Here is a 17,989-nt window from a genome sequence, read left to right on the forward strand (position 1 = left end):
AACACCTCGCAGAATGGGTTGTCAAGCCCTTTTTTGCGGTACGATGGTCACCATGACCACCACCAGCGAAGCGCTGGCTCAGAAGCTGACCGCCAAGGGCCTGGCCACACGCGAACGCATCGTCAGGGCGGCCGCCGAGCTGATCTACGAACACGGCGCGCAGAACACCAGCAACGAGCAGATCCGCGAGGCGGCCGGGGTCAGCGGCTCGCAGTTGACGCGCCACTTCCCGACCAAGGAGTCCCTGGTGCGCGCGGTGCTGGCCTGGCAGGCCGACACCATCGTCGCCCGCCACCAGGTGCCCGAGCTCGGCGAGCTGGACAGCTTCGTCGCCCTGCGCCGGTGGGCCGACTCCTACATCGCCTCGCAGGACATGGTGCGCGGCGGGTGTACGTTCGGCTCCCTGGCCGCCGAGGTCGTCAAGGCCGAGCCCGCTCACCGGGACGCGGTGGCCGACGGTTTCGAGCGGTGGCAGGAGTTGTTCAAGCGCGGCCTGAGCAAGATGCGCGAGCGCGGCGAGCTGCGGCCGGAGGCCGACCCGGCCGCGCTCGCCCACCTGCTCGCCGCCGCGTTCCAGGGCGGAGCGCTGCTGGACCAGGCGGCCGGCGAGTCCACGCCCCTGCGTGACGCGCTGTACGGGGCCCTGGCCTACATCGAGTCATTCGCCGTAGAACGCTGAGCGCACTGCGGACCCTCGAGCAAGCAGCGCTCAGGAGGCGCCGGAGACGGCTGGGCGGGGCGCCCGCCGGGACCGAGCCCGCGCCGTGAGCGGGAGCCCTTCGAATGCCTGGTCGGCAACGCGCTCCAGTGCGACCGTGTCGAGCCCGGCCCTGGCCAGTACTTCCATGCCGCGATTGGCCGCCATGAGCAGTTGGCCGACCTGGGGGGCATCCGCCTCGGGGTCGAGGTCGCCATGGCGCTGTGCGGCCTGAACGCACTCGGTCAGTGAGCCCTCAATTCTCCCGAGGGCCTGTCGGACGCGTTCGTCGGCCTGCGGATCATGGTCGACTCCCTCGACGACGAAGCCGGTCACCATGCAGCCGAGCCGGTCTGGGTCGTCATGGACGAACCGCGCCGACTTCACGAGATATGCGTGCAGCCGCCCCAGCGCGGCCTCGTCGGGGCCTTCGAGTACGGCCGCCCACTCGGCCTCGTTGCGCTCGCAGTAGGCCGACAGCGTCTGCAAGTACAGCTCGCTCTTGCCGCCGAAAGCGGCGTAGAGACTGCCGCGGCCCAGCCCGCCCGCCTTGGCGATGTCGTCAACGCTCGTGCCGGCGTATCCGGTACGGCGGAACTGTCGCTCGATGGCCTGCATGACCTTGGTCCGGTCGAAACCTGGTGGGCGTCCCATGAGGCCAGTTCACAGGCCACGCGAGCATTCTTGGCATGTCGTTCCAGAACTTCGTAGGGTTCTTGACGGAGCGGTCCAGAACTCTGCCGCCAGCTGCCGCCCGTCACTCACGGCACCCCTCGAAGCCCACGGAACGGATAGAAGACGCATGTCTTCGCAAGATCAGATGGCACCTGTGAAAGCGCTGAAAGCGCAGCGGGGAGGCGGGGGCACGTCCAACGCGCGGCCTGCTCTCATCCTCGCCGTGCTGTCCATGGTGAGTTTCCTCGGCCAACTCGACGTATGGATCACCAACGTCGGTCTGCCGAACATCGGGCAGGGCCTGGGTTCGACCTCTTTGTCGGACCTGAGCTGGGTGCTCAACGGCTACGCGATCGTCTTCGCCGCCCTTCTCGTCCCCGCGGGGCGGCTCGCCGACCGCTTCGGACGCAAGAACGGCGGGCGGCCAGATGGCAGAGCAGGCCGATGTGCCGGGTGGCGGTGAACAGGCCACTTCCATCACCGGTGATGGAAGTGGTCGCGCAGGTCGGCGATGACGGCATCCACGGCTTCGTGCGGCTCCATGTCTTCCAGGTCGGCTGGCTCGTAGGTGTGAATGAGCGCCTCCGTGGGCGAGTTGAGTGGGGAGAAGGGGGGCGCGGACTAGGCGGCGGTGCCGAAGTCGGTCTGCTTCGGGGCGGTATTGGCGACGGCGCGTTCGGTGATGCCCTTGGACGCGCGGGCGGAGGCGGCGGAGAGTCCGCCGACGCCGGGCTCGAGATACCAGGGGCGCAGGTCGAGCAGGGCCGCGCGCATGCCGGTGGCGAACGCAAGCGCGGTGCCCTTGGGCAGGGCGCGGATGGCGTCGGCGGCCAGGATGCGTTCTTGCCGCATGCTGACGGACGTGGACTTGCCGGACTCGGAGGTCGAGGTGGAAGTGGTCTCGACGTCGTGGTCACCGATCAGACGGCTGAGCTTGTCGGCGAAGTCCGGGTCGTCGATTCCGGACCCGATGACCTTGATCGTGGAGGCGCTCCACATGGCGTCCATGCCGGCGTCGCCCCAGACTTTGGTCAAGAAGAACAAGGCCGTGCTCGGGTCGGTTATCAGGGACTTGCGCAGACTCGGTGCCCAGTTGCAGGAGATTCCGGCACTGATCGTGGACGACGAGTCCGACCACGGATCGGTCAATACGTTGCACCCTGGGAATCAACGTGAAGGCCGTGAGCGCAGCGCCATCAACGGACTCCTCTCTAAACTGCTTGGCCTGCTTCCCCGAGCCCAGTACGTTGCGTATACGGCTACGCCGTTCGCCAATGTCCTCATTGATCCGCACGATGCGGAGGATGTCTTCCCAAGGGACTTCGTGCTCTCGTTGCCCCGCCCGGCTGGGTACATGGGGGCGCGCGACTTCCACGACGTGGACTCTGCCATTCCTCCTGCGGAGCGAACGGTCGCCAACTCCCAGGAGATGGCCCATGTCCGCGCCATCCACGAAGCCGAACAGGGCGACGACTCCTCTCTGCAACAGGTCCTCGATGCCTTTGTCCTGTCGGGCGCCATCAAGCTGTACCGCGAAGCCCTCGACCCGAGAAGTGTCGCTTACCGTCACCACACTATGCTGGTCCACGAGTCCGTGCGCATCGCCGACCACCGCGAGCTCATGGATCGTCTCCTTAAGCTCTGGTACGTCTCCGGCCCACTCGAGGCTGAGGCGCTTCATCGGTTGAGGGCGCTCTACGACCTGGACTTTGCCCCCGTATCCGCCCACCGGGCCGAAGACCTCGCACGCCCTGTCTCGTTCGACGAGCTGATCCCGTATATCGATGCCGCACGTGCTCGCATCGCCGACGGCTTAGAGAAGCCTGTGATCATCGTGAACGGTGACAGGGATATTGAGCGCGCCAGCGTGGACTTCGACCAGCGCCCCGTATGGAAGATCCTAGTCGGGGGCGCCAAGCTCGCCCGAGGCTTCACTGTCGAGGGCCTCACCATCAGCTACTACCGCCGTGCCGCCTCACAGGCGGACACCCTGATGCAGATGGGCCGCTGGTTCGGCTTCCGCGAAGGCTATGCCGACCTGGTCCGGCTCTACATCAGTCGCGGTGAAACTGCTGGGAACAAAGAGATCGATCTCTACGAGGCGTTCGCAACGATGTGCCGCGATGAGGAGGAGTTCCGGTCTCAACTCGCCGACTACGCACACCTGGTGGACGGCAAGCCGATGATCACTCCGGCGCAACTCCCGCCATTGGTGGCCCAGTACCTGCCCTGGCTCAAGCCGACGAGTCCCACCAAGATGTACAACGCCGAACTCGTGGAGGTCCGGTCACCGGGGAGCTGGATCGAACCGTCGGGCTACCCCCTGGACATCGGCGCGAAGCGCCGAAACACGGAGCGGTGGCGCGCGATCCTTGGCACCTTCCAGAGCCCCCTGGTCCCCGTCTCCGTGCCGGCCGACGGCAGCCGGCAGGAGACCTCCTTCTCCGCGTACACGACTGTCATCGGACACACGCAGTTCCTTGAGGTGCTCAGCAGGCTGGAGTGGCTGGCCCCGGGCAATTTTGCACCGCACCTCGCCTATCTGCAGACCGCAAGCACGACGGGGGCAAGCATCGAGGATTGGCTCATCCTCGCCCCCCAGCTAGCTCCGCCGCAGCGCCGGGCCGGATCTGTGCTGGGGTCCCCGGAGCTCTCCCTCTTCGTCCGCAGTCGGCGTAGGGGGCCGCTCTTCGGCGCCATCAGCGGCCCCGCACATCGCCTGGCCGCCCGGGCTCTTCGTGCGAGCCTTCCGGATCGCAGGGGGATCGCATTGCTCTACCCGGTCCTGGAGGCGGGTGACGCCTACCAACACACCGCGTACCTGTCCGGCACACCGGTCGACCCGTCCCAGGTCTCTCTTGCCTTCACCCTGCTCCCGCCTGGCGACTCGAAGGACGAAGCGACTCCGCAACCTCCTCTGGTCCGATTCCGCGTCAAAGACTCCTCGTTGCCCGATCGCCCCATCATCGACAGGTAGGCGAAAGCGCTTTATGTGGTTCAGGCAGTCCCGACGGTCCGCGGTCAGCGGCCTGCCGTCTCCGCCCCCGGGGAAGATCCTTCGCGCCAGGACCCGCCGAACGACGTCAGAGTCAGGCAGGGGAGGAGCCTTCGGCTGGGAGCGCTTGTTCGGCAGTGAGCCTCTTCCAACCTGACGGATGGTTCAACAGGGACGAGGATGCGAAGCCCCTTGAACCTCCAACGGAGCTTCCGCAGGACCCGCCAGCTCTTCAGGATCGCTCTGGCGCGTTCGCCGAGGCCGTCCAGGAGCGAGCGGTCGAGGCGAGTCTGCGCAGACTCCTTAATTTGCTCATTCGTGGGCGGCTGCAGGGGTGAGTGCACTGGTGATTCTCCCCCTGATCATCATGGAGGGGACAGTAGCAGCGGCAGCGTTGCCACCCTCGCTCGTTTTTGTACCGAAAAATACCCTCCAATAATTTCCTCCCTTGCGATCATGCTCTGTCGCCGCGCTTCACTGACGTCAGACCAAATGACCTGCGGACACGGGGTGGCAGGGGGCAGCTCATAGGGGCCCTCGGATCGATCGGCGGCATTGGCGCAGCGGCCGGAATCCTCCGCATGGCGATCAAGTCCATCACCGTTCTGCGCGGTGCGCGGCACTGGTGCGAACGGACCGAGCAGAGGTCATCCGGGCATCACAGTCAAGACGTTCAGCGTCGACTTGGTGAAGCGCCTTGAAGACCGGTGGCCGAACGATTCCGTACTGCCCAGCACTCGATACAGCGTTCTGGGATGAGATGGCCGACCGGCGGCGTCCGCGCATGAGAAGACGAGGCAGGCTTCGACTCGGTGAACCGGTCCATGAGGGATGGCCGGCCCGCTCCGTGTTACGGCGTGGGAGGCCGCTGTGGGGAGCGGAGTATGAGCAGGGTGATCTCGCTGGGGGCGAAGACGCGGAACGGCGGGCCCCAGAAACCGGTGCCGCGGCTGGTGTAGAGGAGGGTGCGGGTGCCGTGGCGGCTGAGGCCGGCGAGGGTGGGCTGGTCGATGCGGACGAGGTGGTGGAAGGGCCAGATCTGGCCGCCGTGGGTGTGGCCCGAGAGTTGGAGGTCGATGCCGCCTGCTGCGGCCCGGTCGACGAACTTGGGCTGGTGGGCCAGGAGCAGGACGGGCAGGTCGGGGTCGGCGCCGTTCAGGGCTCCGGCGAGGTGGGCGCGGTGGCCGGCGAGGCCGGAGGATTCGGCGGTGACGTCATCGACGCCGGCGACCACGAGGGTGTCGCCGCCGCGTTCGAGCAGCAGATGACGGTTGCGCAGCGGCTCCCAGCCCAGCTCGTCCATCAGGTCGACCCAGCCCTGGGCCTCGCTGTAGTACTCGTGGTTGCCGGTGACGTAGACCCGGGCCCGGGTGGCTCGCACGGTGCCGAGCGGAGCGGCCTGGGCGCGGCGGCGTTCGGCCGTGCCGTCCGCGATGTCGCCGGTGTGGCAGACCAGGTCGGCCTCCAGGGTGTTGACCTTCGCGCAGACCCGCGCCGACCAGCGGGCGCGGTCGAGCGGGCCGTAGTGAGTGTCGGTGATGAGGACGACGCGCGTGCCGTCCAACCCGGCTCCCAGCCGCGGGAGTTGTACGTCGAGCTGCCGAACTCGTGGCACCCGGCGGGCCTCGGCGTACCCCCAGGCGAGCAGCACGGCGGCTACGCCGAGGACCGCCCAAGTGACGATCCGGGCCTGGTTCTGACCGTCGCCCACGCCGGCCACGGTCAGGGCGAGGCGCAGCAGGACGCCGAGCAGGACGGACCAGGTGAACAGCACCCAGCTGGCCCCAAGCAGGGTGTCTCCGACGATCGCCGCCCGGTCCTGCTGCCGCCGGCCGTGGCCGCGCACCATCGCGAGCGGCATAGCGATCAGACCGAGGACGAACAGGGCGGTGCCGCCCAGCGTCACGGGGAGCGGCCAGTGCTGGCCGGCGTGCAGGAGCACCCAGCAGGGCACGGTCCACAGCAGGACGGGGGCGATCAAAGGGATGTAGCGCATCAGGCGACGCAGTCGGCTCTGCTGGGGCGCATGCGCTGCACCGTCCGCGGATCGGGCCTCGCTGGTGGCGGTCACGCTTCTCCTCCTCAAGTAACCAGACTGCCGACGCGCGCACTGTATCCGGTCGTCCTAGGGCGCGTATCGAGTCGTGATCATCGGGTGGTCCTGATGAGGTCTTTGATCCAGATCATCGAGGCGTGCAGGTGGAGACTGGCGAGGTAGCTGTCGGGAGTCTTGTCGTATCGGGTGTCTCACCGTCCCAGTTCCGGCTTCCTGGTACGTCACGCTCTGGGGCGGGTGAGGCACGTGGAGCCGACGTGAGCCGACCGGTGCACTGATGTCCGGGCGGGGACTCATGGGACATGGCCCGGCACCCGGCTCAGGTTCCGGGGAGGATGCGGCGCGTTTCGTAGGCCCACATCGCGATCTCGACCCGGTTGCGGGCGCCGAGTTTGGCCATCAGGCTGGCCAGATGCGTCTTCACCGTGCTGAGGCTGATGTGCAGCGCGTCGGCGATCTCGGTGTTGGTCAGCCCGCGGGCGACGGCGAGGAGCACCTGCTCCTCGCGGGCGGTGACGGGTGAGACCGGCTGGGCCGCGGGCCGGCCGGCGGGCAGGTCCGCGAATGCCTGGAGCAGGCGGACGGTGACGCTGGGCGCGATGAGCGCCTCACCGTCGGACGCCGACCGTACGGCCTGCGCCAGAAGGTCCGGTCCCGTGTCCTTGAGGAGGAATCCGCGGGCGCCGGCACGCAGTGAGCCGTAGACGTACTCGTCGAGGTCGAACGTGGTGATGACGACCACGGCCAGCGGGTCGGCGACGCCCGGGCCGGCGACCAGCCGGGTGGCCTCGAGCCCGTCGAGTACGGGCATGCGGATGTCGAACAGGCAGACGTCGGGGCGTAGTTCGCGGGCCAGACGTACCGCTTCCCGCCCGTCGGCGGCCTCGCCGACCACCTCGATGCCGGGCTGGGCGTTCAGCATGATCCGCAACCCGGTGCGGATGATCGTCTGGTCGTCAGCGACGAGGACGCGAATGGACACCGCTCTCGCTCCTCGCTCTCGGCAGTTCGGCTTCGACATGCCAGCCCCGGTCGGTACCCGGGCCGGCTCGTAGTGTGCCGCCGAGCAGGGTCGCGCGCTCGCGCAGTCCGGTAAGTCCGTATCCGTCGCGACCCCGGCCGGTGCGCCGGCCGTTGTCGCGCACGCTCACCCGTACCGTGTGCCGTTCCGCGGCGACCCGAACGACGAGCTCGGTCGCGTCGACCGCATGGCGCAGCGCGTTGGTCACCGACTCCTGCACGATCCGGTAGACGGCCGCGTCCACGGCCGGGGGCAGCGCGTCCAGTTCGCCGTCGAGCCCCAGGTCGACCCTGAGGCGACCACCCGGGGTGCGCACCAGGCGCTCCAGATCCGCGACACCTGCAGGGGGCGCCAGCTCGGCGCCGACCCCGCGGTCGCGCAGCGCGGCGACCATGGCGCGCATTTCCTCCAGCGTGCGCGCCCCTTCCTCCTCGACCCCCTCCAGCGCCTCGACGGCGGCGGACGGGTCGGTGCCCGCGAGCACCCGGCCCGCCTGGGCGATGATCACCATGGCCGACACGTGGTGGGCCACCGTGTCGTGCAGTTCCCGGGCGAGCTGCTCGCGCTCGCGGGAGCGCACCTGCTCCAACTGCCGCTCGCGAGCGGTCACCCGGAACCGCACGGCAGCCCCGACCACGCCGGGCAGCAGCAGGAAGACGAAGCCCACGACATTTTCGACGACCGGGGTCTCGTCCGTGACGGAACACAGCGCGCTGGCCGCGAGGATCACCGCGCCGCCCAGCACGATCTCGCGTCCCGATCCCCACCGGGGCAGCGCGTACACCAGCACGAGCACGACCGCGCCGGTGTACAGGCCGACGGGCTCGCGCGGTGCGGCGACGAGCGAGGCCACCTGAAGCAGGATCACCGAGCCGAACGCCAACGTCACCATCGCCAGCGGGCGGGTCCGGCGCCACAGGGGCAGCAGGCACAGCCATACGGCGAACACCACCGCCACCGGCCGCCACACGACGTTCTCGCGCAGGGTGGCCTCCAGCGCCACACCGGCAAGGCCCGCGGCGAGCAGCGCCCAGTCCCGCCGCACCCGGGCGGGCGCGTCGGGCGGCCGGGGTTCGGTCCACAGGGTTCGCAGGTCGTCTCGGAGCACGGTTCTCAGCCTAGGGACCGCGGCGTGCCGCGCATCAGCCGAAAGGACGGGTCGTCACTCCGCCCCGGGGCCGAGGGATCCGCGGCCCGCGGGCCGATGCCGCGGAGCGCCGTGGCGACGAGCCTCGGCATCGGCGGCCGTACAAGGACGGCCGACGAGGTGGTTGGAGGACCCGATGCTCTCGAAAGCCCTGTTGCGCCTGGGCGCAAGCGCCGCCCGCCATCCCTGGCGGGTGATCGCGGCATGGCTGATCGCCGCCACGCTCGCCGTCCTCGCCGCCGTCGCCTTCGGCGGGCGGACCGCGGACTCGATGACCGCTCCGGGACTGGACTCCCGACGGGCCGCGGAACTGATCGAGCGGGCAGGCACCGGCCAGGAGGGGATGACCGCCCAAGTGGTCGTCACCCCCCTCGACGACGGTGCGACGTTCTTCGACGACGACGGCGCGCGCACCGCTCTCACGCGGCTGCGGGCCGAGGTGAAGCGGCTGCCGCACGTGCTCGGCACGAGCGACCCGGCGGGGGCGCTCGACGCGGGCGGGGACACCGCCGTGCGCGGCGGCCTCGTTTCGGCCGACGGGCGGATCGCGGTCGTCCGGGTGCAGTACCCCGACCAGAGCCGGCTGTCGGCCGAAGACCTCGACGCCCTCGTCGATCTCGGCGACCGGCTGCGCGCCGAGCTGCCGCTGCGCATCGAGATGGGCGGGAACCTCTTCTACGTCTTCTCCGACCCCGACGGCGGCGCGAGCGAGCTGATCGGCCTCCTCGCCGCGGCCGCGATCCTGTTCCTGGCGTTCGGTTCGCTCGTCGCCGCCGCGCTGCCGATCGGCATGGCGGTCTTCGGGCTGACCGTCGGGGTCGCCACGATGACGGTACTGGCGGGGGTGACAGAGGTCCCCACCTTCGCACCGGTCCTGGGCAGCATGGTCGGGCTCGGAGTGGGCATCGACTACGCGCTGTTCGTGCTCGCCAGGCACCGGGAGTACCTCGCGCGCGGGCTCGATCCCCGCGAGGCGGCGGGGCGAGCGGTGGCAACGGCGGGGAGGCCCGTGGTCTTCGCCGGCGGCACCGTCGTCGTATCGATCCTCGGCCTGGCGGTCGCGAACGTACCGTTCATGACGGTGGGCGGGCTCGCCGTCTCGATCGTCGTTCTGACCATGGTGGTCGCGTCGGTGACGCTGCTGCCGGCCTTCCTCGGCGCCGCCGGCCCACGCCTGGCCCGGGCCGGCCGGATCGGCCGGGCTCTGCAGACCAGGAAGCTGGGCCGACTCGCACGGCGGCGGGACCCGGCGGCAGGCGCCGCCCACGCCGCCGGGTGGCGTCGCTGGATCGGGCACGTCAGCCGGCACCCGGTGCCGTACGCGGTCGGCGCGGCGGGGCTGCTGCTGACCGCGACGCTGCCCGTGCTCGGCCTGCGCGTCGGCCTGCCCGACGACGGCTCACTGCCCCACAGCCGTACCGAGCGCCGCGCCTATGACCTCGTCGCCGAGGGGTTCGGCCCGGGCACCAACGGTCCCCTCGTCATCGCCGCGGACCCCGCCGGTGATCCGGGAGTGCTGGACCGACTCGTCGCAACGGTGGCGGCGGATCCGGGCATCGCATCCGTCGCGCCGACGCACATCGATCGGGCCACCGGCATCGCGACCCTCGTGGTGTTCCCGACCACCAGCCCTCAGGACAAGGCCACGGCCGACACCATCGCCCGGCTGCGCACCGACGTGCTGCCCACGGCGATCGGGCACGGCCCGGCCAGGGCCCACGTCGGCGGCGCCGCCGCGAGCCTGTCCGATGTGGGCCAACGCACCAGCCAACGCCTGCCGGTGTTCGTCGCCGCCGTGCTGGCGATGTCGTTCCTGCTGCTGATGCTGGTCTTCCGCTCGATACTCGTACCGCTCAAGGCGGTACTGCTGAATCTGCTGAGCATCGGCGCGGCCTACGGCATCATGGTCGCGGTCTTCCAGTGGGGCTGGGGAGGCGCACTCATCGGGCTGGAAGCGACGGTTCCGATCGTGTCGTTCATCCCGATGTTCCTCTTCGCCATCCTGTTCGGCCTGTCGATGGACTACGAGGTGTTCCTCCTCTCCCGCGTACGCGAGGAGTACCTGCGCACCGGCGACAACGGCACGGCGATCGTTGAGGGCGTCTCGCGCACCGCCCGGATCATCACCTCGGCCGCCCTCATCATGGTGGCGGTCTTCCTGTCCTTCGCCGTCGCCGAGGACCCCTCCACCAAAATGTTCGGGCTCGGCCTGGCCACCGCGATCTTCATCGACGCCACGGTCGTACGCATGGTGCTGGTACCGGCGACCATGACACTCCTCGGCCGGACCAACTGGTGGCTGCCGAAGTGGCTGGACCGGATGCTTCCCCGCGGCCCGGTCGGCACCGACGACACCGACGCGGAACCCACGGGTGAGGCCCCGCGTCCACGGCTGGTTGACCGTTGACTCAACTCCTGCCCGCCCTTGGCGTCCGGCACCTCAGCGCGTCACCTAGGGGCATATCGAGTCGTGATCATCGGGTGGTCCTGGTGAGGTCCTTGATCCAGATCATCGAGGCGCGCAGGTGGAGACCGGCGAGGTAGCTGTCGGGAGTCTTGTCGTATCGGGTGGCGATGCCTCGCCATGCTTTGAGCTTGTTGATCAGGCGTTCGACGGTGTTCCGCTCCCTCTAGAGATCGGCGTCGTGGCTGACGGGTCGGCCACCTCTGGAGCCCTTCTTCTTCCGGTTGGCGGCCTGGTCCTTCTTCTCCGGGATGACCGCCTTGATACGGCGTTTGCGCAGGTGGGCGCGGTTTCCGCGGGACGAGTACGCCTTGTCCCCGGCGACCGCGTCCGGCCGGATGCGGGGTCGGCCGACGGGCCCGCGTACCCGTACCTTCTTCAGGACGGGGATGAACTGCGGGCTGTCCGCTGCCTGGCCTGTGGTCAGGATGAACGCCAGCGGGCGGCACTTGCGGTCGGCGGCGAGGTGGACCTTGCTGGTCTGCCCGCCTCTGGAACGTCCGAGGAGGGCGGCCTTCAGCCGGAGTTTCCGCCGACGCCGGATGCGTCGTCGTTCTTCCAGCGCGGGATCACTTTTGGTCTCTTGCCCGTTTTGCTCTTCGAGGCCGCCCCCTTTGACCTGGCCTTCTCCTCCTCGGCCGCGGCTTTCTCCAGGGCGGTGACGACGTCCTCGTCGAGGTGCATCCCGGCCGCGTCGTGGTGGGCTCGGGCGGTGGTGGAGTCGATGCTGACCAGGGATAGGTCCACCTCACCCCGCTTCGCGGCTTCCGTGATCAGGCCCTCCAGCAGGGCCTCGAAGACGCCGGCGTCACGCCACTGCCGGAAGCGGTTGTGGACGGTCGACCAGGCGCCGAACTCCGTCGGCATCTCCCGCCGCTGCCCGCCCGTCTTGAACCGCCAGATCACGCCCTCGAACTGCTGCCGCAGTCGCTCGGGGTACGGGCCGTACTCGCCGATCGGCAGGTACGGCTCGATGAACTCCCAATCCGGATCGGCCAGTTGCACTCGCGTCACGTAAGACCGTCTATCGGACCGGACCGTGCCACGAAGGCACATCCCGCAAATTGATCACGACTCGATACGCGCCCTAGTCGACCAGGTGGTCCCGAGCTCGCAAAACCGCATGAGACGGCCCCGCCGCACTCGTTGACCTGAATGAGCAGTCCGGCCCCGGACCAAGGTCATGGTGCCCGCCCACCAGCCCGCGCCGAATGGGTGTGTGTGAGTCGTCTCCGCCCGACCACATCCTGGGGAACCACATCCGGCATCCCGCCCCTTTCACAAGACTGCCCACCCCGGCGGGGGCCCGCCTCACACCGGGGACAGGCCCTTACGCGCCTTGACAACCCCGGCCCTCATGGGTGCGGCTTTATGGAGGATGGCGGCGGGATGGGCCCCGGGATACCGTGACGCTCGTCCTGGCGGTACATCAGATGCCTGCGGGCCCGGGTGCGGCCGGGAACGGGCGGGGCGCCCGCACACGCTGCGCGCGAGGCCGTCGATGGTATGTGGAAGCGGGTTCTCACAGCTCCGCGACCGATTCGGGCGCGAGCCCGCCGTGGGCCTTGAGCACTCGGGCACAGTTTGACGGCACTTGTTCGGGCGGCACCGGGACCTTCGGGGTATCACCAGGACTTCAGCCGGGCCGCGTCACGCTGGACCGGGGCCCGCGCCACATCGGAGTCCTCCGCATGAGGACTCCGATGTGGCGTCATGTTGCTGCTCTGGGCTGCTCAGTGGCTCAGGCAGACGCGAGCTTCTGGATGCGCGGATGGTTCTCCAGGGCCCAGCGCACGGTCTTCGGCGGGCGTCCGAGCAGGGTCTCCAGCTGGTCGGTGGTGCCGCGGTAGCCGCCGCCGCCCATAAGCCGGGTCAGGGTCTTCAGGTGCTCCGCAGTGTGCGGGATCGCGGCCAGGGCGGTGTCCACGTAGGTCTCGTTCCAGGTTTCGACGTCTTCGGGAACGTAGGTGACCGGGCGTCCCAGCACGGCCGCGAAGTCCTCCGCGAACCCGTGCATGTCCTTCGCTTCCGGACCGTTCAGTTCGTAGGACTTCGAGATGTGCGGCGCCGGGTCGGCCAGGATCTTCGCGCACACCTCCGCCACGTCGTAACCCGCGATGGGAGCGAGCCGGTGGTCGCCGAAAGGCAGCCGCAGTTCACCGCGGCTCAGCGGCTCCAGCGCCAGCCAGGTCATCAGGGGGTTCTCGACGAACATGGCCGCCCGTACGTTGACGGCCGGGAGGCCGGACCACTCCAGCACCTGCTCGGCGACCCAGTGGGCCCGCTGCTGCGGCGACCAGTTCGCGACGAGTCCGCCCAGCCACGCACGCCGCTCTTCCTCCGGCGCGGTCAACTTCTCGAACGTCATGAACGACTGCTCGTACTCGGACATGTTGACGAAAACCTCGATATCGCCCTGGGCCCGCGCCGCCGCGGCCATCAGGCTGACGGCGTCGGTGTAGTACGGCGACAGGCTCATGCTGAAGTAGATGCGCCGGACGCCCTTCAGCGCGGCGCTCACGTCGGCGATGGTGAGCAGGTCCCCGACGAACACCTCGGCCCCGGCCTGGCGGAGCGAATGCGCGCGTTCGTCGTCCTGGCGCACGAACGCGCGCACCGGGTGCCCTTGTTCGAGCAGCATGTCGACCATCGTTCGGCTCACACCACCGATTTCGCCGGCGGCACCGGTGATCAGGATGGGATTGCGCTCTGGCATCAATGTGTCCTCTGTCTGGTCGGGGGTGAGTCAGCGAGTCAGTGAGTCGGTTGTTCACAAAGCCGGGGCCGACAGTGGGTGTCGGCGACCGTTTTGGGCTGCTTGAGGTGCGAGTAGCGCCTTGCACGGCGTACGGAGGTCCGCTCGAAGCACTTCCTGAACGCAGGCCAGGGTCTCAATCAGGACTCCCGGGCCGCGGAGGATTTCCAGTCGCCCGGCTCGATGGCCGCCTGCGCGTGAGCCGTGGGCTCTGCTGTGTCCGGACGGTGCCGGCCAGGCGGATTCGGCGGAGGGTCATCGGGGTGCGGGGCCGTCGATGTGGGCGAGGAAGTCGAGGAGTGCGGCGTTGACCTCGGCGGGACGTTCCTGCTGTGTCCAGTGCCCGCAGCCCGGCAGCACCACCAGGTCGTGCAGTTGAGGCGCGATAGCGGTCAGCGGGTTGTCCGACCCGCCCTCGCCACGGAACATTTCGCCCAGCGAAGGGCCCCCGTCCGGGCCGCGCAATGAGGTGACCATGTCGCGGTCTCCCACCACGTACAGCGCGGGGACGTCGATACCGCGTCCCCGGAACGGCGCGAGCAGTTCGTTGTTGCGTTCGATGTTCCGGTACCAGTTGAAGGCTCCGGTGAACGCCCGCTCGCCGTGCAGGGCGAAGTCCTCGGCGTACACCTGAATGTCCGCCTCCGTCAGCCAGTCCGGGAGAGCCGGCGACTCCGGCATGGTGTCCAGGAGGCCCAGACCGTCGGGTATGACCAACGGGCGGGGTTCGCTGCCGAGCGGGTTGTCACCCGAGGCACCGACCAGGAGGCGGCGCAAGGCGTCGGGGATGTCCTTGGCGAACTCCGCGTCGGCGACTCCCGGTTGCTGGAAGTACACCTGGTAGAAGCCCTCGCCGTACTGGGCACGAGTGATCGAGGGCGGGACCAACCCGCCGGGCAGGATGGGCGGAATGCTGAGCCCGGCCACCGCGCGAACCTTGTCCGGGCGCAGCATCGCCGCGGTCCAGGCGACGGGTGCACCCCAGTCGTGGCCCACGACGACCGCCTGCTCCTCCCCGAGCTCCTCGATCAGGGCGATCACGTCGCCGACGAGGTGGAGCAGGGTGTACGACGCCACGTCCGGCGGCTGCTCGCTGCGGGCGTAGCCGCGCTGGTCGGGGGCGACGACCCGGTACCCGGCCGCCGCCAGCGCCCCGAACTGGTGACGCCAGGAGTACCAGCTCTCCGGCCAGCCGTGCAGCAGCAGGACCAGCGGCCCTTGCCCCTGCTCGGCGATGTGCAGCCTGACCCCGTTCACGTCGACGAAGCGGTGGGTGAGCGGACTTTCCACGAGGAGCTCCTTGAAGTGCGTGAGTGCGTGCTACTTCTTCAGCTGGGCGTACATGGCTTCCAGGTCGGAGGACAGCTGGGACTTGACCCAGCGGGTGGTGTCGTCGGCCAGCACCTCGTGCGCCCCTGCCTCGATGCCGTCGAGTGCGGCCACGGCGATGTCGCGGGGGTCGGCCTTGGGTGCGTCGACGCCCGAGGTCATGTCGGTGTCCACGTAGGCCATGTGGAGCCCGGTCACCGCTATGCCGCGCGGCTGCAGCTCCAGGCGCAGGGAGTTGGTCTGCGACCACAGGGCGGCCTTGGAGGCGCCGTAGGGCGAGCCGTCGGCCAGCCAGGACAGGGCGGAGTGGGCGTTGAGGAGGTGACCTCCGCCGTTGCGCTCGATGACCGGCACGAAGGCCCGGGTGACCAGCAGCGGCCCGTAGAAGTTGGTCTCCAGATCCCGGCGCACGTCCTCCATCGGGGAGTCGAGGTACGAAGCGCGGACGGATGCGCCGGCGTTGTTGATCAGAATGGTGACGTCCTGGGCCTGCTCGGCCGCCGCCGCCACAGATGCCGGGTCAGTGGCCTCGAGCGCCAGCGGAACGGCATCGGGGTGGGTCACCGTGCGCGGGTCACGGGCCGTGGCGTAGACCTTGCCGGCCCCGCGCGCGTAGAGCTCCTCGACCAGCATCTTGCCGATGCCACGGCTGCCTCCGGTGACGAAGACGTTGGCGCCCTTGATTGCTGTCATGACTACCTCCACGAAGGATAAAACCGATCGGTTTTCACCACCGTAAACCGATCGGTTTCGTCATGCAAGTCGGGTTGAGCACCGGATGACTACGGCACGCGGGGTCGAGGTGGAGTCGGGCGGAGCTCAGGCTTCAGGGGCTGGCCTCGTTTCCATCGGCGAAGTCCGTACTCGCCCGTCGCAGGCCGGTGAAGCCGCGAGCCTGCCAGTGATCGACGTGGCCTGGCTGGGCCCAGGCGGAGTTCAGCGGGGTGACGTGAGGAGTGGCGTGCCGTACGGCTCGGTATCGCCGGCGTGCCCGGCCGGCTCGGGGTCGGCGGCCAAGGGCGGCCGACTGTCGGCGGCGCAAGGACCGTCAAGTACGGCGGGCGGGTCGGCGAGGCGCGCGACGACAGGAAAGACAGGCCCGACGACCCCGACGACTTTTGCGTCTTTCCTCTTGCGGGGTGCTTGAGTGCGGGCAGGCGTCAGCCGGCCAGCTTGTTCATCTTGCGGATCTGCTTGTCGAAGACCTGGGCGGGAGCGACGCGGCGCAGTATGCGCGCGCGTCCGGCCAGGGGGCCGGCGGTGTAGCGCAGCTTCGGTTTGGCGTCGGTCGCCGCCGCGACGATCGCCTTGGCGACGACGGCGGGGGCGTCACCGTCCCTGACCGCCTCCGCCATCACGCGGTCGACGGTGAGACGCTGCTTCGCGTAGGCGTGCAGGGGCGTGTCGGGCTTCGCGCTGTTGGCCTCGAATCCCGTCCTGGTGTAGGCGGGTTCGACGATGAGCGCCCGGATGCCGTGGTCGCGGACCTCGTGGTCCAGGGACTCGGAGTAGCCCTCGATCGCGTGCTTGGAAGCGGCGTAGACAGCCATGTAGGGCTGGGGCAGGAACCCGAGCACGGACGAGATGTTGATGATGCGCCCGCGCCGCTGGGCGCGCATGTGCGGCAGGACCTCGTTCACCATGCGCATGACCCCGAAGACGTTGGTGTCGAAGACGCCCTGGGCCTGCTCGACGGAGGTTTCCTCCGCCGCACCCATCGAGCCGACGCCGGCGTTGTTGACCAGGACGTCGATCCGCCCGAACCGCTCGCTCACCTCCTGGACCGCTGTGGCGACCGAGGCGTCACTGGCCACGTCGAGGTCGATGAACGTCACACCGCCGAGCGGGGCGACGCGCGAGGTGTCGCGGCCTGTGCCGACCACGTCGAAACCCGCCGCGACCAGTGCGAGTGCGGTTTCCTTCCCGATGCCGGATGACGCACCCGTCACGAGTGCCACCGGCCGGTTCGTCGTCATCATGGATTCCTGACTCGTTAGAAACTGATCAGTTTCCACCTACAGTAAACCGATCGGTTTTCATGCGCAAGCTCAAGTACCAACCCGATCCGGGCCGCGCCACTGTCTGCACGCTGAGGCCGATCGGGCCGCGCGGCGGCTGCGGCGTCTCGCCCAAGGTGGGGCGGAGCGCTGTCGTGACGCGCGGCAGACAGGAGCCCGTCTCATGGCGGTCGGCCGCCACAAGGGCCCTGCGGACCGGCGCCCGGTCAGGCGCCTTGCTGGCTGACGCAAACCGACCGGCGCCTGCCAGAATGACGGCATGGCCAGGATCAGTGCGCAAGAGAGACGCGAAAGCGTCGTCCGCGCAGCGATCGCCGAGTTCGCACTCAAGGGCTACTACGGCACCTCCACCGAGGCGATCGCCAAACGCGTCGGCGTCACGCAGCCGTACCTCTTCCGGCTCTTCCCGGGCAAAAAGGCGATCTTCGTCGCCGCCTTGGTACGGAGCATGGAAGACACCCGCCTGGCTTTCGAGCGGGCGACCGACGGGATGGAGGGCAGCGAGCAGGCCCGGGGCGCCATGGCGGACGCGTACGCGCGGCTGATTTTGGCGCGCCCCGAAACGCTTCTGATACAGATGCAGGGATACGCCGTCGTCGGGGCGGCCGAGGCAGAGGGCGATGACAAGACGGGCGAGCTCGTCCGGGCCGGCTGGATGAGACTGTGGGAAACCGTGCACCTGTCGCTGGGTGCCGATGTGCATGCGACTACAGGCTTCTTCGCTTGCGGCATGTTTGGCAACACTCTTACGGCCATCGGGCTTCCCTCCGATTGCCGGGAAGCAGGAGCGTGAGGCCGTGGGCGCTGCTCCGGCTGCCGGAGACGGGCATCA

Annotated in this window: 13 protein-coding genes and 2 pseudogenes; 5 read left to right on the forward strand and 10 right to left on the reverse strand. The window is 68.9% G+C overall.

What is annotated here, in order from left to right:
* Positions 1–52: 52 nt before the first annotated feature.
* Positions 53–679, forward strand: coding sequence for a TetR/AcrR family transcriptional regulator (locus tag AB5J50_RS40575; RefSeq protein ID WP_369263636.1), 627 nt, complete (start codon positions 53–55; stop codon positions 677–679).
* Positions 680–709: 30 nt separating this feature from the next.
* Here AB5J50_RS40575 and AB5J50_RS40580 read toward each other — a convergent pair whose 3' ends face one another.
* Positions 710–1,351 carry a TetR/AcrR family transcriptional regulator gene (locus AB5J50_RS40580; RefSeq protein ID WP_369263637.1) on the reverse strand — a complete coding sequence of 214 codons (642 nt, stop codon included), beginning with the start codon at positions 1,349–1,351 and terminating at the stop codon, positions 710–712.
* Positions 1,352–1,517: 166 nt separating this feature from the next.
* On the opposite strand from AB5J50_RS40580, the gene AB5J50_RS40585 reads away from it, so the two are divergent.
* Complete coding sequence (locus AB5J50_RS40585; protein ID WP_369263638.1) at positions 1,518–1,835, forward strand: MFS transporter; 318 nt, start codon at positions 1,518–1,520, stop codon at positions 1,833–1,835.
* Between the two features lie 158 nt (positions 1,836–1,993).
* Here the strand turns inward: AB5J50_RS40585 and AB5J50_RS40590 are convergent.
* Positions 1,994–2,401: pseudogene (locus AB5J50_RS40590) on the reverse strand (TraM recognition domain-containing protein); the annotation flags it as partial.
* Positions 2,402–2,801: 400 nt separating this feature from the next.
* Between AB5J50_RS40590 and AB5J50_RS40595 the strand changes: the two are divergent.
* A complete protein-coding gene (locus AB5J50_RS40595) occupies positions 2,802–4,349 on the forward strand; it encodes a Z1 domain-containing protein (protein WP_369265652.1) in 1,548 nt (515 codons plus the stop codon).
* Between the two features lie 868 nt (positions 4,350–5,217).
* Here the strand turns inward: AB5J50_RS40595 and AB5J50_RS40600 are convergent.
* From AB5J50_RS40600 to AB5J50_RS40610, 3 genes are all read right to left on the reverse strand, one after another.
* Positions 5,218–6,438 carry a metallophosphoesterase gene (locus AB5J50_RS40600; protein ID WP_369263639.1) on the reverse strand — a complete coding sequence of 407 codons (1,221 nt, stop codon included), beginning with the start codon at positions 6,436–6,438 and terminating at the stop codon, positions 5,218–5,220.
* Between the two features lie 304 nt (positions 6,439–6,742).
* Positions 6,743–7,405 (reverse strand): response regulator transcription factor, encoded by a 663-nt coding sequence (locus AB5J50_RS40605; protein WP_147977719.1) that lies wholly within the window; start codon positions 7,403–7,405, stop codon positions 6,743–6,745.
* Positions 7,380–8,552, reverse strand: coding sequence for a sensor histidine kinase (locus AB5J50_RS40610; protein WP_369263640.1), 1,173 nt, complete (start codon positions 8,550–8,552; stop codon positions 7,380–7,382). Before AB5J50_RS40610 ends, AB5J50_RS40605 begins: the two co-directional genes overlap by 26 nt.
* A gap of 175 nt (positions 8,553–8,727) precedes the next feature.
* Here AB5J50_RS40610 and AB5J50_RS40615 point away from each other — a divergent pair, with 175 nt between their 5' ends.
* The gene (locus AB5J50_RS40615) at positions 8,728–10,998 is read left to right on the forward strand and encodes an MMPL family transporter (protein WP_369263641.1); all 2,271 of its coding nucleotides are present in this window, start codon (positions 8,728–8,730) and stop codon (positions 10,996–10,998) included.
* 67 nt (positions 10,999–11,065) lie between these two features.
* Here AB5J50_RS40615 and AB5J50_RS40620 read toward each other — a convergent pair.
* The 5 genes and pseudogenes from AB5J50_RS40620 to AB5J50_RS40640 all read right to left on the reverse strand — a co-directional run bounded on the left by AB5J50_RS40620 (position 11,066) and on the right by AB5J50_RS40640 (position 17,115).
* Positions 11,066–12,069, reverse strand: a pseudogene (locus tag AB5J50_RS40620) (IS5 family transposase).
* A 727-nt stretch (positions 12,070–12,796) separates the two neighbouring features.
* The gene (locus AB5J50_RS40625; protein WP_261691482.1) at positions 12,797–13,771 is read right to left on the reverse strand and encodes an NmrA family NAD(P)-binding protein; all 975 of its coding nucleotides are present in this window, start codon (positions 13,769–13,771) and stop codon (positions 12,797–12,799) included.
* 294 nt (positions 13,772–14,065) lie between these two features.
* Complete coding sequence (locus AB5J50_RS40630) at positions 14,066–15,100, reverse strand: alpha/beta fold hydrolase (RefSeq protein WP_369263642.1); 1,035 nt, start codon at positions 15,098–15,100, stop codon at positions 14,066–14,068.
* A gap of 30 nt (positions 15,101–15,130) precedes the next feature.
* Positions 15,131–15,832: an SDR family oxidoreductase gene (locus tag AB5J50_RS40635; protein ID WP_369263643.1), complete on the reverse strand. Its 702-nt coding sequence runs from the start codon at positions 15,830–15,832 to the stop codon at positions 15,131–15,133.
* A gap of 467 nt (positions 15,833–16,299) precedes the next feature.
* Positions 16,300–17,115, reverse strand: a complete 816-nt coding sequence (locus AB5J50_RS40640) for an oxidoreductase (RefSeq protein ID WP_369263644.1) — start codon at positions 17,113–17,115, stop codon at positions 16,300–16,302.
* Positions 17,116–17,416: 301 nt separating this feature from the next.
* On the opposite strand from AB5J50_RS40640, the gene AB5J50_RS40645 reads away from it, so the two are divergent.
* Positions 17,417–17,950 (forward strand): TetR/AcrR family transcriptional regulator, encoded by a 534-nt coding sequence (locus AB5J50_RS40645; RefSeq protein ID WP_369263645.1) that lies wholly within the window; start codon positions 17,417–17,419, stop codon positions 17,948–17,950.
* Positions 17,951–17,989 lie beyond the last annotated feature (39 nt).

This window comes from Streptomyces sp. R35 (assembly GCF_041053035.1).
Classification (GTDB): Bacteria; Actinomycetota; Actinomycetes; order Streptomycetales; family Streptomycetaceae; genus Streptomyces; species Streptomyces lutosisoli.

Coding starts and splice junctions, on each gene's coding strand:
- AB5J50_RS40580 (WP_369263637.1), bottom strand. CDS start 1,351: ATGGGACGCCCACCAGGTTTCGACCGGACCAAGGTCATGCAGGCCATC.
- AB5J50_RS40585 (WP_369263638.1), top strand. CDS start 1,518: ATGGCACCTGTGAAAGCGCTGAAAGCGCAGCGGGGAGGCGGGGGCACG.
- AB5J50_RS40635 (WP_369263643.1), bottom strand. CDS start 15,832: ATGACAGCAATCAAGGGCGCCAACGTCTTCGTCACCGGAGGCAGCCGT.
- AB5J50_RS40595 (WP_369265652.1), top strand. CDS start 2,802: ATGGCCCATGTCCGCGCCATCCACGAAGCCGAACAGGGCGACGACTCC.
- AB5J50_RS40640 (WP_369263644.1), bottom strand. CDS start 17,115: ATGACGACGAACCGGCCGGTGGCACTCGTGACGGGTGCGTCATCCGGC.
- AB5J50_RS40615 (WP_369263641.1), top strand. CDS start 8,728: ATGCTCTCGAAAGCCCTGTTGCGCCTGGGCGCAAGCGCCGCCCGCCAT.
- AB5J50_RS40625 (WP_261691482.1), bottom strand. CDS start 13,771: ATGCCAGAGCGCAATCCCATCCTGATCACCGGTGCCGCCGGCGAAATC.
- AB5J50_RS40645 (WP_369263645.1), top strand. CDS start 17,417: ATGGCCAGGATCAGTGCGCAAGAGAGACGCGAAAGCGTCGTCCGCGCA.
- AB5J50_RS40575 (WP_369263636.1), top strand. CDS start 53: ATGACCACCACCAGCGAAGCGCTGGCTCAGAAGCTGACCGCCAAGGGC.